This is a genomic window from Streptomyces sp. JJ66, from assembly GCF_019303495.1.
Lineage (GTDB): Bacteria > Actinomycetota > Actinomycetes > Streptomycetales > Streptomycetaceae > Streptomyces.
The window spans coordinates 128,460-143,341 of the sequence record NZ_JAEVFI010000007.1 but is presented as its reverse complement, the minus strand read 5'-3'; the positions used below and the strand labels follow the sequence as shown (position 1 = coordinate 143,341).

Annotated in this window: 14 protein-coding genes and 1 pseudogene; 7 read left to right on the top strand and 8 right to left on the bottom strand. The window is 71.4% G+C overall.

The window, feature by feature from the left end; translation table 11 throughout:
- Positions 1-943: 943 nt before the first annotated feature.
- Both JJV70_RS07510 and JJV70_RS07505 read right to left on the bottom strand, forming a co-directional pair.
- Positions 944-2,620 carry a phospho-sugar mutase gene (locus tag JJV70_RS07510; protein WP_219046953.1) on the bottom strand — a complete coding sequence of 559 codons (1,677 nt, stop codon included), beginning with the start codon at positions 2,618-2,620 and terminating at the stop codon, positions 944-946.
- Positions 2,621-2,758: 138 nt separating this feature from the next.
- Entirely contained in the window at positions 2,759-3,571 is an 813-nt protein-coding gene (locus tag JJV70_RS07505; protein WP_219046952.1) for a purine-nucleoside phosphorylase, read from the bottom strand.
- Between the two features lie 286 nt (positions 3,572-3,857).
- Between JJV70_RS07505 and JJV70_RS07500 the strand changes: the two genes are divergently transcribed.
- Positions 3,858-4,871 (top strand): 2-hydroxyacid dehydrogenase, encoded by a 1,014-nt coding sequence (locus JJV70_RS07500; protein ID WP_219046951.1) that lies wholly within the window; start codon positions 3,858-3,860, stop codon positions 4,869-4,871.
- 100 nt (positions 4,872-4,971) lie between these two features.
- On the opposite strand, the gene JJV70_RS07495 is transcribed toward JJV70_RS07500, so the two are convergent.
- Positions 4,972-5,409, bottom strand: coding sequence for a gamma-glutamylcyclotransferase (locus tag JJV70_RS07495; RefSeq protein WP_219046949.1), 438 nt, complete (start codon positions 5,407-5,409; stop codon positions 4,972-4,974).
- Between the two features lie 120 nt (positions 5,410-5,529).
- On the opposite strand from JJV70_RS07495, the gene JJV70_RS07490 reads away from it, so the two are divergent.
- Together JJV70_RS07490 and JJV70_RS07485 are read left to right on the top strand one after the other, a co-directional pair.
- Positions 5,530-6,960, top strand: coding sequence for an NAD(P)H-quinone dehydrogenase (locus JJV70_RS07490; RefSeq protein WP_219046977.1), 1,431 nt, complete (start codon positions 5,530-5,532; stop codon positions 6,958-6,960).
- Positions 6,961-7,154: 194 nt separating this feature from the next.
- Positions 7,155-8,099, top strand: a complete 945-nt coding sequence (locus JJV70_RS07485) for a DeoR/GlpR family DNA-binding transcription regulator (protein ID WP_219046976.1) — start codon at positions 7,155-7,157, stop codon at positions 8,097-8,099.
- 75 nt (positions 8,100-8,174) lie between these two features.
- Here JJV70_RS07485 and JJV70_RS07480 read toward each other — a convergent pair whose 3' ends face one another.
- The gene (locus tag JJV70_RS07480) at positions 8,175-9,080 is read right to left on the bottom strand and encodes a carbohydrate kinase (RefSeq protein ID WP_219046947.1); all 906 of its coding nucleotides are present in this window, start codon (positions 9,078-9,080) and stop codon (positions 8,175-8,177) included.
- Between the two features lie 24 nt (positions 9,081-9,104).
- On the bottom strand, positions 9,105-9,449 hold the full coding sequence (locus JJV70_RS07475; protein ID WP_219046945.1) for a hypothetical protein: 345 nt from the start codon (positions 9,447-9,449) through the stop codon (positions 9,105-9,107).
- 407 nt (positions 9,450-9,856) lie between these two features.
- Between JJV70_RS07475 and JJV70_RS07470 the strand changes: the two are divergent.
- Positions 9,857-10,497: pseudogene (locus tag JJV70_RS07470) on the top strand (class I SAM-dependent methyltransferase).
- Between the two features lie 50 nt (positions 10,498-10,547).
- On the opposite strand, the gene JJV70_RS22545 reads toward JJV70_RS07470, so the two are convergent.
- Entirely contained in the window at positions 10,548-10,904 is a 357-nt protein-coding gene (locus JJV70_RS22545; protein ID WP_257573549.1) for a hypothetical protein, read from the bottom strand.
- 33 nt (positions 10,905-10,937) lie between these two features.
- On the opposite strand from JJV70_RS22545, the gene JJV70_RS07460 reads away from it, so the two are divergent.
- Positions 10,938-11,153 carry a hypothetical protein gene (locus JJV70_RS07460; RefSeq protein ID WP_219046941.1) on the top strand — a complete coding sequence of 72 codons (216 nt, stop codon included), beginning with the start codon at positions 10,938-10,940 and terminating at the stop codon, positions 11,151-11,153.
- 87 nt (positions 11,154-11,240) lie between these two features.
- Here the strand turns inward: JJV70_RS07460 and JJV70_RS07455 are convergent, their stop codons facing one another.
- On the bottom strand, positions 11,241-12,428 hold the full coding sequence (locus JJV70_RS07455) for a cytochrome P450 (RefSeq protein ID WP_308294727.1): 1,188 nt from the start codon (positions 12,426-12,428) through the stop codon (positions 11,241-11,243).
- Positions 12,425-13,135: a tRNA-dependent cyclodipeptide synthase gene (locus JJV70_RS07450; RefSeq protein ID WP_219046939.1), complete on the bottom strand. Its 711-nt coding sequence runs from the start codon at positions 13,133-13,135 to the stop codon at positions 12,425-12,427. Before JJV70_RS07450 ends, JJV70_RS07455 begins: the two co-directional genes overlap by 4 nt.
- A 430-nt stretch (positions 13,136-13,565) precedes the next feature.
- On the opposite strand from JJV70_RS07450, the gene JJV70_RS07445 reads away from it, so the two are divergent.
- Positions 13,566-14,108, top strand: coding sequence for a hypothetical protein (locus tag JJV70_RS07445; protein WP_219046937.1), 543 nt, complete (start codon positions 13,566-13,568; stop codon positions 14,106-14,108).
- A 159-nt stretch (positions 14,109-14,267) separates the two neighbouring features.
- Positions 14,268-14,807 (top strand): hypothetical protein, encoded by a 540-nt coding sequence (locus tag JJV70_RS07440; protein ID WP_219046935.1) that lies wholly within the window; start codon positions 14,268-14,270, stop codon positions 14,805-14,807.
- Positions 14,808-14,882: the final 75 nt, after the last annotated feature.

Below are 14,882 nucleotides of genomic sequence, written 5' to 3'. Positions count from 1 at the left end.
ACAGGCGATCTTCGTAATCCATCGGAAACGATCTTCACTCGCCAGGGCGTAGATGAGATCCGCTCACTGGGCGCTGGAATCCGGGTATGGCGACATGGCAGCCACCACGATGAGCATGAAGGCACACCTGGCGTGGTCTCGGGGTAAGGGGCGGAGGTGTGTCCGGCTGGGCGAAGCGGCGGCCCCAACGATGGGGGCAAGTGAAGCAACGAGGGCCACGGCAGTCCAGATGGTCGGGCGCGGGCACGCGATCGAAGGCGATGCCGATGACGCGTACCGCAGACTGGACGAAGCTCAGCAGGTCATCGCTGCCGCCTCAGCGCCACCACCTTGGCTGTACTTCTACAGCGAATCATGGTTTGTCGCACAGCGCGGCATGGCCGATTTGCACCTTAAAGAATGGTCGAGTGCGGCTGAGAATTTGGTGACAGGGCTGTCGGGTTTCGCGCCGTCATTCCGCAGGGACCGCGCTTGGTACAGGGCGTGCCTGGCCCGCGCCCACGCACACGCAGGGGAGGCGGAGGCTGCTTTGGATACCTCCCTGGGCGTGATCACCGACGCTTCCGAGATCGGGCGTCCTCACGCGTGGGGGAGCTGCATAAGGTGACGGGAGTGCTGTTGCGCCGAGGGAGGGCCGAGGGCCGGGCACTGTTCGGTGTCCTCGCCGCGCTGGATTGATATCGATCCAGCGCGGCACGTCTTCGCCCGCCGCATCAACGGTCACTCCAGCTTCGCGGCCCGCCGGGACGTACGCCCTGCGGGCCGCGAAGTGCTCCGTGTGCCCTCTGTGAGGCCACCGGCGAAACTGCCTGCGGCCCCGCTCACTCTGGCGAGAATGGCGGACTGGCGGCGTGCGGCGTCGGCGGACCACTCGCGCAAGCCGTTACTCCGCCGACGCGCCCTCCCGAAATGCCCGGCAACACCGGCTCCGGAGGCTGGGTGCTCAGATCCCCGCTGCCGCCGCGATGTCGGTGCGCAGGGCGTCCAGGACTCCGGCCGCGCGGGTGCGGGCGTCCGGGAGGGCGGAGACGTCAGGCACGGGGACGACGGCTTCCAGGTAGCACTTGAGCTTGGGTTCGGTGCCGCTGGGGCGGACGATGACCCGGGCGTCGCACTCCCCGCGCAGCAGGTAGCGCAAACCGTCAGTCGGCGGCAGGTCGGCGGTGCCCTCGGCGAGGTCGTCCACCGAGGTCACCGTCAGCCCGGCCAGCGACGTCGGCGGGGCGTTGCGCAGGCGGGTCATCGCGTCGGCGATCAGGGACAGGTCCCGTACGCGTACCGAGAGCTGGCCGGTGGCGTGCAAACCGTGCTCGACGGCCAGCTCGTCCAGCAGGTCCACCAGCGTGCGCCCGGACGTCTTCAGGCCCGCCGCCAGTTCGGCGACGGCGAGCGCCGCGGTGACGCCGTCCTTGTCGCGCACCCCCTCCGGGTCAACGCAGTAGCCCAGCGCCTCCTCGTACCCGTACGCCAGCCCCGGCACCCGGGCGATCCACTTGAACCCGGTCAGCGTCTCGGCGTGCGGGAGTCCGGCCGAGGCGGCGATGCGGCCCAGCAGGGTGGAGGAGACGATCGACTCCGCGAACGTGCCGCGCACGCCGCGCCGCACCAGGTGGACGGCGAGCAGCGCGCCCACCTCGTCGCCGTGCAGCATGCGCCAGCCGGACGGAGACTGGGGCGCGGGCACGGCGACGGCGCACCGGTCGGCGTCCGGGTCGTTGGCGATGACCAGGTCGGGCGGGGTGGGCAGCGCCCGCGCGGCGGCGAACGCCAGGTCCATCGCGCCCGGCTCCTCGGGGTTGGGGAAGGCGACGGTGGGGAAGTCCGGGTCCGGCTCCGCCTGCTCGGCGACGGGCACCGGCTCGGGGAACCCGGCCCGCGCGAACGCCGCCCGCACCGTCTCCCAGCCCACGCCGTGCAGCGCGGTGTGGACGACGCGGACCTCGCGCGGCCCGTCGGCGTCGAGCACGGCCTGTGAGCGGGCGAGGTAGGCGTCCACGACGTCCTCGCCCAGTACCTCCCAGCCAGCGGAGGCGCGCGGCACCCCGGTCAGCGGTCCCACGGCGTCGATCGCGGCGGCGATACCGGCGTCGGCGGGCGGCACGATCTGGGAGCCGTCGCCGAGGTAGACCTTGTAGCCGTTGTCCTGCGGCGGATTGTGGCTGGCGGTCACCGTGACCCCGGCCACCGCGCCCAGGTGCCGGATGGCGAACGCCAGCACCGGTGTCGGCAGCGGACGCGGCAGCAGGGCCGCGCGCAGCCCGGCGCCGACCAGCACCGCCGCCGTGTCGCGCGCGAACGCCTCGCTCTTGTGCCGCGCGTCGTACCCGATGACGACGAGCCCGCCGCCCTCCCGGTGGTCTTCCTGTGCGCGCAGGTACGCGGCGAGCCCGGCGGCGGCACGGATGACGACCGCCCGGTTCATCCGCATCGGCCCCGCGCCCAGCTCACCGCGCAGCCCGGCGGTGCCGAACTGGAGGGTGCCGGAGAACCGGTCGGCGAGCGCGTCCAGGTCGCCCGCGTCGAGCAGGGCGGCCAGTTCGGTGCGGGTGTCCGGGTCCGGGTCCTCGGCGAGCCAGGCGCGGGCCTGCGCGATGAGTGCGTCCGGTGCGGGTGCGGTCACGGGTTCCTGCGGCTTTCTGTCGTCGGGCCGGGGACGGGCGTCGGGCCGGGTGCGGGCGTCGGGCCGGGCACGGTCGGCGGCCCCGGTGTGGTCGGCCAGCCCGGTGCGGCCGGGAGCCGCCGGGGCCGGGCGGGCGGGTCAGACGCGGCTGAGTACCTGGGCGAGCAGGGTGCCCATCCGCGTCGCCGAGTCGCGTCCGGCCTGGAGGACCTCTTCGTGGTTGAGCGGCTCGCCGGTCATGCCGGCGGCGAGGTTGGTGACGAGCGAGATGCCGAGCACCTCGGCCCCGGCCTCACGTGCGGCGATGGCTTCCAGGACGGTGGACATGCCCACCAGGTCCCCGCCGATCGCCCGGATCATGCCGATTTCGGCCGGCGTCTCGTAGTGCGGACCGGGGAGCTGGACGTAGACGCCCTCCTCCAGCGAGGAGTCGATCTCCTTGCACATGGCGCGCAGGCGCGGCGAGTACAGGTCGGTGAGGTCGACGAAGTTGGCCCCGGCGATGGGGGAGGCGGCCGTCAGGTTGATGTGGTCGCTGATCAGTACCGGCTGGCCGGGGCGCATGCCCGGGCGCAGGCCGCCGCAGCCGTTGGTGAGAACGACCGTCTTGCAGCCCGCGGCGGCGGCCGTCCGCACGCCGTGCGCGACGGAGGCGACGCCGCGACCCTCGTAGTAGTGCGTGCGGCCCAGGAAGACCAGCGCGCGCTTGTCACCGAGGTGGTAGGAGCGGATCGTGCCCGCGTGGCCCGCGACGGCGGGCGGGGGGAATCCGGGCAGCTCGGTCACGGGGAACTCGGACTCGGGCGTGCCCAGGGCCTCGGCGGCGGGCACCCAGCCGGAGCCCATCACCAGGGCGACGTCGTGGGTCTCGGCGCCGGTCAGCTCGCGCAGCCGGGACGCCGCCGCGCCGGCGGCGCGGTGCGGGTCGGTGGGGTTCTCTGAAGCATTCACGCGACGAGGGTAGCGGGTTTTCGCCTACGCGCGTAGATGCCCTTCGGGGACTCCGTGAGATCCCACGAGGTCCCTCCCCCGCTTTCGTAGCTTCCGCGCCCGCCGCCAGCACCGCTCCCGGACCCGCTCCGGGTGAGTGCGGCGCGGCCTCCCCTTCCGGCCCTGGCACCCGGCCGGGGGCGGCAACCGCGCCCCCGGGGGCGCGGCGGGGCAAGCAAGCGGGATCATGGGCGGGGCGGGACCGTGCCCCAGAAGACCGGGACCGAGACCAGGGTGAGGAGAACGCATGGAGATCGTGGCCTACGGGGTGCTCGCGGACGAGGAGCCTCTCTTGCGTCAAGCCTGCGACCAGGAGTTCGGGGGCCAGCACGGACTGCGCTGCCTTGGGCTCTTCCTGAACCGGGACACCGCCCCGACCGCGCGCGGCCATGAGGTGGTCCTCAGCGGCGTCAACGACACCCTGGACGCCCAGGTGCTGCGGCTGCTGGCCGAAGGCGGCACCAAGATGATCGCCCAGCGGTCCACCGGCTACAACAACATCGACGTGGACGCCGCCCGGGAACTGGGGCTGACGGTGGCCCGGGTCTCGGCCTACTCGCCGTACTCGGTCGCCGAGTTCGCCTGGGCGCTGGCGCTGGCCGTGGACCGCCGGATCGTGCGCGCCGCCCACCGCACCCGGGAGTTCGACTTCCGGCTGGACGGGCTGATGGGGCGCGACCTGCACGGCCGGACGGCGGGTGTGCTGGGCACCGGCCGGATCGGCACCGCGTTCGCCAGGATCGCTCACGGCTTCGGCATGCGACTGCTGGGCTGGGACGTGACGCGGAACGCCGAGTGCGAGGCGCTGGGCATGCGCTACGTGGAGCGCGAGCAGCTGCTGGCCGAGTCGGATCTGATCAGCCTGCACGTGCCACTGCTGCCGGAGACCTACCACCTGGTAAACGCCGATGCCCTGGACCTCATGAAGGAGGACGCGATCCTGGTCAACTCCAGCCGGGGCGGTCTGGTGGACACCGGTGCCCTGCTGGAAGTGCTCCGCGCGGGCAAGCTGAGCGGGGTGGGTCTGGACGTATACGAGGAGGAGGCCGGGGTCTTCTTCCTGGACAAGTCCCAGGAGGTGATGACCGACGAACACCTGGCCCGGCTGATGACCTTCAGCAACGTGCTGGTCACCTCGCACCAGGCGTACTACACCCAGGACGCGGTCGGCCAGATCATCCACACCACCCTCGCCAACGTCACGGACTACTTCCACGGCCGCGGCAGTGAGAACACCCTCACCCGGCCCCCTCGCCCCTGAGCCGGCCGGCCCGTGCGCGCGGGACCGGGCGGCTGCGTCCGGACCGCCCCGGGCGGGTCCGGTGAGCCGGGGCCTCAGCCGGGTCCGGTGGGCCGGGGCCTCAGCAGGGGTGTTTGCGCAGCGTCATCACGTAGTCGTGCGGTGCGCCCGCCGACTCGGCGGCGTCGGCGATCTCGCCGAGGTAGCGCGGGGAGGGCAGGCCGCCCTCGAAGCCGTTGAGCACGTAGATCCACGCCGCCTCGTCGCCGTCGAGGGTGTGCACCTTGATGCGCATGCGGCGGTAGATGTCGAGGCCGACGCCCTCCCAGCGGTCCATCGCCTCCTCGTCCATCGGCGCGATGTCGTACAGCGCGACGAAGACCTCCGCGCGGGGGGCCTCCACCAGGGTGGCCAGCGCACCCTCCCAGCCCAGGTGCTCGCCGCCGAACGTCAGCCGCCAGCCGGTGATCCAGCCGGTGCCGCGCAGCGGGGAGTGCGGGGCGCGGCGGGCCATCAGCCGGGCGTCGAGGTTTCCGGCGTACGCGGCGTAGAGCGACATGGAGAAAGGGTAACGGGGCGCTCCAGACGGGCACCCGCGTCGCCCGCGTCGCCCGGCACCCCGCTCGGGCGACGCGCGCGGCAGGGGGCGGACGGGTGGTGCGCGGGGGCGTGCGCGACACTGGAGTACGTGACGCGGATCGTGATTATCGGTGGTGGACCTGGTGGCTACGAGGCGGCACTGGTGGCCGCCCAGCTCGGGGCGGCGGTGACCGTCGTCGATCGGGACGGGCTGGGCGGTGCGTCGGTGCTCACCGACTGCGTGCCGTCCAAGACGCTGATCGCCACCGCCGAGGTCAAGACGACGTTCGACTCCTCCTACCAGGAGCTGGGCATCACGCTCGACGGGGACGCGTCCGGGAACGGCATCGGGGTGGACCTGGGCAAGGTCAACCGCCGGGTGAAGCGCCTGGCGCTCGCCCAGTCGCACGACATCACCGCCGCGGTGACGCGGGCCGGGGCGCGGGTCATGCGCGGCCACGGGCGGCTGGAGCCGCAGCGGGCGCCGGACGGCTCGCGTGAGGTCGTCGTCCGCGCGGTGGACGGCACCGAGGAGCGGCTGACGGCCGATGCCGTGCTGCTGGCCACCGGCGGTCACCCGCGCGAGATCCCGGACGCCCAGCCGGACGGCGAGCGCATCTTGAACTGGACGCAGGTCTACGACCTGGGTGAGCTGCCCGAGGAGCTGATCGTCGTCGGCTCCGGTGTCACCGGCGCCGAGTTCGCCGGGGCCTACCAGGCGCTCGGTTCCCGCGTCACCCTCGTCTCCTCCCGCGACCGGGTGTTGCCCGGTGAGGACCCGGACGCGGCGGCCGTGCTGGAGGACGTCTTCCGGCGTCGCGGCATGAACGTGATGGCGCGCTCCCGCGCCGCCTCCGCCAAGCGGGTGGGTGACCGGGTGGAGGTCACGCTGAACGACGGCCGCGTCATCTCCGGCTCGCACTGCCTGATGGCCGTCGGCGCCGTCCCCAACACCTCCGGCATCGGCCTGGAGGAGGCCGGGGTGCGGCTGAAGGACTCCGGGCACATCTGGACGGACAAGGTCTCGCGCACCTCCGCGCCCGGCGTCTACGCGGCCGGTGACTGCACCGGCGTCTTCGCCCTCGCCTCCGTCGCCGCCATGCAGGGCCGGATCGCGATGTACCACTTCCTGGGCGAGACGGTCGCGCCGCTGACGCTGAAGACGGTTTCCGCGAACATCTTCACCGACCCGGAGATCGCCACGGTCGGTTACTCACAGGCCGAGATCGACGCGGGCACGATCGACGCCTGGACGGTCAAACTGCCGCTGCTGCGCAATCCGCGCGCGAAGATGCAGGGCGTGCGGGACGGTTTCGTGAAGCTGTTCTGCCGCCCGGGCACCGGGATCGTCGTCGGCGGTGTCGTCGTCTCGCCCCGGGCGAGCGAACTGATCCACCCGATCTCGATCGCGGTCGATAACAACCTGACGGTGGAACAGATCGCGAACGCCTTCACGGTGTACCCGTCGCTGTCGGGTTCGATCGCCGAGGTCGCGCGCCAGCTGCACACGCGCAAGGCCGCCCAGGACTGACAGGGAGCGGGGCCGACCGACGCGGGCGGGCGGCGCCACGGCGCAGGCGCTCACAGGGCGCGGCTCCTCTACCACAACCCGATGTCCGACATGGCCAATTCCGGTTATTTGCGGGCGATAGCTGAAAGCCGACGGTCGGGCGCGTTACTGTCAGTTCCGTGTTCGCTGCAGAACGTCGACAACTCATCCTAGAGATGGTGCGGGCCAACGGAGCGGTCTCGCTCCGGGAACTGGCCCGCGTCGTCCAGACCTCCGAAGTGACCGTGCGGCGTGACGTCCGCGCGCTGGAGGCCGAAGGGCTGCTGGACCGCAGACACGGCGGTGCGGTCCTGCCCGGCGGCTACACCCGCGAGTCCGGGTTCCCGCACAAGGCCCACCTGGCCACCGCCGAGAAGACGGCCATCGCCGACCTCGCCGCAAGCCTGGTCCACGAGGGCGAGGCCATCGTGGTGGGCGCGGGTACCACCACCCAGGAACTCGCCCGCCGCCTGGCCCGCGTGCCGGGGCTCACCGTCGTCACCAACTCCCTGCTCGTCGCGCAGGCGCTGGCGCACGCCAACCGGGTGGAGGTGGTGATGACCGGCGGCACCCTGCGCGGCTCCAACTACGCGCTCGTCGGCAGCGGCGCCGAGCAGTCGCTCCAGGGGCTGCGCGTCTCCCGCGCCTTCCTCTCCGGCAGCGGGCTCACCGCCGAACGCGGCCTGTCCACCTCCAACATGCTCTCCTCCAGCGTGGACCGTGCCCTGGTGCAGGCAGCGGCCGAAGTCGTCGTCCTGGCCGACCACAGCAAGCTGGGTACGGACACCATGTTCCAGACCGTGCCGACGGACCTGATCACCCACCTGGTCACGGACGAGCCGCCCGTGGCGGACGACCGGGCGGCGGCGGAGCTCCAGGCGCTGGCCGACCAGGGCGTGCAGATCGCGGTCGCCGGAGCGGGAGCCGGAGCGGGCGCGCCCCCCGCGCCCCAGCCGCCCTCCGCGCCCCAGCCGAGCCCCGCGCCCCACGGGGAGCCCCCTGCCCCATCCGCCCCCCGGGCCGACGTGCCGCTCCCGGCGCAGCGCCGCAACACCCCGCCCCCGCCGCTGCGTTCCGCCCCGGCCCCGGTGGCCGACCTCACCCCCCGGCGACGCGGCTGACCCCGGCCCGCGCCCGGCGGCGACGCGGCTGACCGGCACCGGCCCGCACTCCGGCGGCGTCGCGCGCACGGACCTCTACAGCGCGTCGGCGTGCGGGGGTTGGGCGCCGGGGCGGGTGCAGGTGAGGGCAGCGGCCCGGGCGGCGAAGGCCAGCACGGAGCGCCAGGTGTCCGGTGTCACGGAGGCCAGCGCGCCGGGCCGGAGCAGGCCGCGCCCGGCCAGGGCGTGCAGCAGGGCCGCGTTCGCGGTGTCCCCGGCGCCGATGGTGTCCACCACGTCCACCGGTACCCCCGGCACGGCAGCCACTCGCCCCGCCCGGGTGGTGACGGACAGCCCGTCAGCGCCACGCGTCACCACCACGGCGGCCGGCCCCGCGTCCAGCCAGCCGCCGATATCGCCGCCCAGCCACTGTGCGTCCTCCGCGCTGAGCTTCAGCAGGGAGACGTGCGGCAGCCAGCTGGTGAAGCGCGCGCGGTAGGCGGCGGCGTCCGGGATGAGGCCGGGGCGGATGTTGGGGTCGAGGGCGACGAAAACCCCGCGCTCGGCCGCCGCCCGCATCAGCTCCGCGTAGGCCGTGGCACCGGGGTCGAGGACCAGCGAGCAGGTGCCCACGGACAGTGCGCGGGCGTCGGCGGGAAGCCGACCGGGGTACTCGAACAGCCGGTCCGCCGTGCCCTGGACGTAAAAGCCGTACTCGGCGGACCCGGTGGCCTCGATGGTGGCGACCGCGAGCGGAGTCGGTTCGTCCCCCCGCTGCACCAGTTCGACGCCGACGCCTTCCGCCTCCAGCCGCTGGAGGAGCGCCTGTCCGAAGGCGTCGGTGGAGACCCGCGAACAAAACGCCGTCCGCGTACCGAGCCGGGCCAGCGCGATCGCCGTGTTGTACGGCCCGCCCCCGGGCACAGGCCGCCGCGCCGCCAGCACCCCCGCTTCCCCCTCCGGCACCAGATCGATCAACGCCTCCCCAGCCACCACGATCACCGGTGCTCCTCTCGGCCTCGGCGGTCAGCTCCGGGGGCGGCCCACGGCCTGCTCCCGGAGCTGCGCCAGGTGTTGTTGGTACAAGGGACCCGCGACATGGGCCGCGCGGGCCTGGGACGGAGCCGACTGCTCGATGATGTGATGAGCGGCTGCCTTCAGCGCGGCCGCCCACGCCAGCACGTGTTGTTGTGCCGTCCGCCCACACTCCTGGGACTCTCCGGGGAGGCACAAAGGAAGCGGTGGGCCGACTTTGTTGGCCGCATGCCGGACGTACCCGGCGATGACCGTCCATTCTTCCTCCGTGCGCTGCACGGTACCGACGGCCCCCTCGGCCATCCACCTACCGAAGTCGTCTCCGTGAGCATCCACGTGGCACTCCTGAACGTCGAGCGATCAGCCGGGTGGGCTGATCGTAGCGGCCTCCGGAGCGTCGCTCGCCGTTCTCGGGTCACAGTGCCCGACCGAGGGAACACAGGGTCCACACGGGCCACACAGGGGGAGGAACTGTGGTGGTGTACACGACGGCGCGCCCTGCCCGTGCACTGTGGCGACCCGGCTGCTCACCTCGGCCCTCGTCGCTCCTCGCCAGATGTCGTCTTCTCTGGGGGTAACCGTGTGGCGCGAGGCGAGTGGGGACCACTTTGTGCAGCTCAGCGCCAGTGTGAGCGACACTATCGTGTGCAACACATGTGGCGCCACTGTCGCTTCGAGCAGTCGCCAGTGGGCCTGTCCGATAGCCAGCCGTCAGCGTCAGGAAGGCTCTAGGGTCCTCGCTTGTGACTGAACTTTCCTCGTATCACGGTGCGACAGCTGATGCCTACGATGCCGTCGCTGTGCGCTATGCCGAATTGCCACGCGACGACCTCAGCACTCTTCCGCTGGATCGCGCGGTGCTCGCCGCGTTCGCCGAAGCTGTGCGGGGCGCCGGCTCTGGGCCCGTCGCCGAGCTGGGATGCGGCCCTGGACCTGTCACCGCACACCTGCGGGATCTGGGGCTGGACGTCTTCGGCGTCGACTTGTCGCCGGTGATGATCGATCTCGCGCGGGAGACATACCCGGACCTGCGGTTCGAGGTCGGTTCCATGGATGCCCTCGACCTGGCCGATGGCCAGTTGCAGGGCATCGTGTCCTGGTATTCGATCATTCACGCCCCACCGCAGGACGTGCTGGCGTACTTCGCCGAGTTCCATCGGGTGCTCGTGCCCGACGGAACTCTTCTGCTCGCCTTCTTCGAGTCGGAAGGTGAGCCGACCACGGCGTTCGACCACAAGGTGACGACAGCCTACCGATGGCCGATCGACGACCTTGCAGGGCTGGCCGGTGCGGCCGGCTTCACCGAGGTCGGCCGGATGCTGCGTGAGCCATGCGAGGGAGAACGTTTCGCCGGGGGCATCTGCTGATGCGCGCAGGGAAGTGATTCAGGTTGTCGCGTGCCGCCTTCGACGGCACGCGACAACCTGGACCGCCTCAGCCGCGTTGGTTCAGCGCTCTCGTCAGGTCCCGGTTGGCCGCCCGCGCGGCATCGAGACCGGATCGGGCCTCCTCCAACGCGGAGGCCAGTTCGACGTTGCGTTGCTCCAGCCTCGTGATCTTCCGCTGGAGCTCGTCGATGTCCGCTGGAGCCCCGAGCCCTGACTCCTGCCATGCCTGAGTCCCCAGCACCTGCGACAACCGCTTCTCCAACTGCTGGACGCGGGCGCCAAGTCGGGTGTTGCGAGCCTGGGCGTTCGCGAGATCGGCTTGGAGCGAGGCCCGGCTCACCGGCGAAGTGCCTGCCGGGGGGTGCTGGAGTGCGCCCTGGGCAACGGCGACAGCGGGGATCACGTTGGGTACGAAGCCGTTGCCGCCGTACGGCTGTTGGACAGCCTTATCTCCGTTCGGTCATGGCGGGAAGCTGAGCGAGCGGGCGAGATCTTGCTGTCGGCTGTGGCGGGGATGGCGTCGGTGGTAACTCTCGACCTGCTCAGGAGAACGCTGGAGAACGCAGTCCATACACCTGGCGTGCCGGTCGGATTGCGTGAGGTATTGGAACAGGTGCGCCTGGGTATGGACGACGACCCGTACGACGTCTGAGCGAGGTGGCTCGGTGTCCGGCGGGGCGCGATCCAGAAGAACGGCAGGCCGGAGCCCCCGGCGTGGTGGGGGCTCCGGCGGGGGTGGTTACCAGGCGACGGGGAGGCGTTCGGGGAGGCGTTTCATGAAGTTGGTGCGCCAGACCAGTTGTTCGGGCGGGACGGCCAGGTGGACGTCGGGCAGGCGGTGGAGCAGGGTGTCCAGGGCGATGGCCGCGTGCTTCTTGCCCAGCGCGGTGGCGGGGCAGTAGTGCTGGCCGCCGCCGAAGGACAGGTGGGTGGCGGCGTTGGCCCGGTGCGGGTTGAAGGTGTGCGGGTCGGGGAAGTGCCCGGCGTCGTGGTTGGCGGCTTCCACCAGGACGAGGGCCAGTTCTCCCGCCCGTACGGTGACGTCGCCGAGCTGGACGTCTTCGAGGGCGAGCCGGGGCAGGCCGTCGGCGATGGAGAGGTTGACGCGCAGCAGTTCTTCCAGGGCGCCCGCCGTCACCCCCGGGTCGTGCTGGAGGGCGGCGCGGGCGTCGGCGCGGCTGAGCAGGGAAACGATGGCCATGGTGAGGAAACCGGCGGTGGAGATGACTCCGGCGCCGAACAGGGTGACGCCGACGGTGGCCAGCATCTCGTCCGTCAGGTGGGCGTAGTCCGGGTCGCCGCGCAGGGCGACGAGCTCGGCCATCAGCCCGGTGGTGTCCGGGGCGTCGAGCCGCTTCACCATGTAGGCGAGGTCGCGGTCCCAGTTCAGCCGTGCCGCCTCGATGGGGGCGGGGGAGTTCATGAAGGCCACGTCCAGGCTGCGCATCAGCTGGGGCGCGTCCTCCTGCGGGATGCCCAGGATGTGACAGTGCATGCGGGCGGAGTAGGGGTCGGCGAACTGGGCGCGCAGGTCGGCCGGGGCTCCCTCGTCCACCAGCTCGTCCACGAGCTGGTGGGCGGTGGTGTCCATCCACTCCGCCAGGCCGGGGGCCTTGGGGTTCAGGGCCTTCATGACGGCCTTGCGCAGCCCGGCGCCGGTGATGTTCCCCATGTTGTTGACCACCTCGGGCGGGATGGTCAGCGCGTACTGGCGGGGGACGCCCGGGGCGGAGGTGTCCTTGAGGGAGAAGCGCTGGTCTTCCAGGACCTGCTTGCACAGGTCGTAGGAGGAGACGAGCCACGCTTCGTCCCCGGCGATCGTGCGTACCCGCTTGACCGGTTCGGCGTGCAGGGCCGCCACGTCGTCGGGCAGCTTCAGCCCTTCCCAGGAGAACGGGAAGGCGGGCAGCGTCGTGGTGGTGGTCACGGGCGTGCTCCTTCGGCGGCTATGAGGATGCCGTGGCCCTGGTTCCGGGACGCGCGCAGGCCCGACCCGCGCGCGTAGAGCAGGTCGGCCAGCGGCAGGGCCTGGTGGTAGCAGTTCAGCGAGGAGGAGACACCGAGGATGGCGGGGGTGTCGAGGAACAGCGGGACCTCGGCGCATACGTAATCCCGGCACACCCGCTTGTGCTGCTCGGAGATCGCGGCCGGCTCCACCTTCCCGGCCAGGAAGATCTCGGCCAGTTTGTCGCAGGTGGCGCGCACGTCGGCGTCGGTCTCCAGCGCGTCGTGCACGCGACGGTAGAGCTGCTGGTAGGCGGCGTTACCGGTGAGTGCGGACATCGGACGGGCCCGCAGTCTGCGTCCGCCCGGATCGGCTCCGGTGGCGGCACCTGTCACCTTGGCGCGGACCCCGCGCAGGTTCTTCACCGCCTTGCGCCGGGCGTCCTCGGGGCGATACCCAAGTGCCTCGTACATCTCGGCCACGTGCAGATCGGTATAGACGAAGTCGACCTGCTCGAAGTGTTCGAGCCCCCACCGGGCGAGGTCGTGGAGCCGCTGGGCGGAGAAGAAGCTGTTGCCCGGGGAGACGCCGATGACGGCGTGTCGGCCTTCGTCGGAGATGACGTGGCACTGGGCGGTGTAGGGCCGGAGGGTGAAGGTCTCGGCTGGGGCGATAGTCGCCTGAGTCAAGATCGGTAATCCTCATCGGGCCGCTAGTCCCTGTGGAGCCCTGTGCTCCCGGTGTGGCGGCACCGACGCCGCAACGTTAGTACGTAGTTGCGATGAGTCACTAGCTACTGGCGGGTTTTCCCAGGGCAACAACCAGTGGACTAAAGGTGAACGGAGGAAGACGGACGCTGGGGTGAGGCGGGTGCCGCCATGGACTGCGGGACTGCGGGACTGCGGGACTGCCGGGCGGTGCGGCGGCACCGTTCCGGACGCCGGTGGGCGGGTGCGGGAAGGTGGTACAGCGCGGGGAGCGGCGCGGCAGCGTGTCGCCCAGCTCAAGGGCGATCAACCCCGTGCACGGACCCTTGTTCGGGGCACGCCAACTCGCGTGCGAAACTGCCCCACTGGTGGCGGGAGCAACGGTTCCCGCCCTTGCTGAACAGGATGAAACGTGCGCAAGGCGAAGTGGGCGGCCGCGGCTGCCGGTGTGGTGCTGCTGGTCTCCGGTTGCGGTGGTGAGGACGGCTCGAAGGCCAAGGACGACGCGAAGGACAAAGCCCCGGCGTCCGCCGCGCCTGAGACGTCCGCCGTACCTGACGAGGAGGCCGGACCCGACGCGGAGACGGTGCGCGAGGAGATCGAGAAAGCCGCCACGGGGGCCGGTCTCACCAAGGCCGGGGGACCCGCGCCTGAGGGCTCCCTCGATGACATCGAGGGCTGCGCCGTCGTGTGGCGGGCTGACACGGAGCAGAGCGAGGACAACAAGAAGGCGTACGAGGCGACGATCGCCGAGCTGGCCGAGCAGGGCTGGGAGAAGCAGGAGCTCATCGACGCTGAAGTGTCGCTCATCCAGCCGATGGAGAAGAAGGGCTGGGCGCTCAACGTGAGCTACAGCGGCTCTCCCGACGTGTACGAGTCCGTCGTTTTCGAGGGGATCAGCGAAACCGAAGAGTGCGGCGACAAGATCGTCGAGGCCATGGAGGGCACCTCGTAGGCGGCGCGGGCAGGGGCCTGGCCCCCACCTCGCGGCCTACGCGACGGGGGGCGAGCCCCTGCCCCGGGCCTGCGCTCCGGGCCGTGCCAGCGGCATGGCAGACTGCGGTGCTGGTCGCGGGGGCAACGGGTCCCCGTGTGTTGCTCCTTGGGGGGAAACGTGCGCAAGGCGAAGTGGGTGGCCGCGGCTGCCGGTGTGGTGCTGCTGGTGTCGGGCTGCGGCAGTGACGGCGGCTCGAAGGAGAGCGGCGCGAACGCGGACAAGGGCGGCGCGAACGCGGCGGAGGCCGGGGGCGGTGACCTGGACGCCGACGCCGTGCGCGGGGAGATCGAGAAGGCGGCCACGGCGGCGGGGCTGGCGGAGAGCTCCGACGCCGAGCCGGTCGAGGAAGTGCTGCGGGACTGCATGGTGTCGTGGTATGCCGACCCCTCGAAGATCGAGAGTGGCGAGAAGGCGTACGACGACGCGATCGCCACATTGAACGAGGCGGGCTGGGAAGAGCAGCAGTCACAGATCGAGGACGGCATGAAGCTCAGGATGCTGTCCAAGGGCGGCTGGAACGTGAACACCAGCTACAGCGGCGAATTCGACCTGCCGGAGACGATCTACTTCGTCGCCACGGACACGGGCGAGGCGTGCGAAAAGAAGTTCATGGAGGAGATGGAGGAGATGGAGGGCTGGGAGACCGAGAGCCCGTAACGCAGGTCCAGCCTAGGCCGTGCGGAGGCTGGGACACGTACGCGATGTGCTCCGGTGCCCGTCGGCGGGGCGGCG

Excerpts from the sequence above, each read along its gene's own strand:
- JJV70_RS07500 (WP_219046951.1), top strand. The coding sequence starts at position 3,858 with ATGGAGATCGTGGCCTACGGGGTGCTCGCGGACGAGGAGCCTCTCTTG.
- JJV70_RS07485 (WP_219046976.1), top strand. The coding sequence starts at position 7,155 with ATGGTGCGGGCCAACGGAGCGGTCTCGCTCCGGGAACTGGCCCGCGTC.
- JJV70_RS07495 (WP_219046949.1), bottom strand. The coding sequence starts at position 5,409 with ATGTCGCTCTACGCCGCGTACGCCGGAAACCTCGACGCCCGGCTGATG.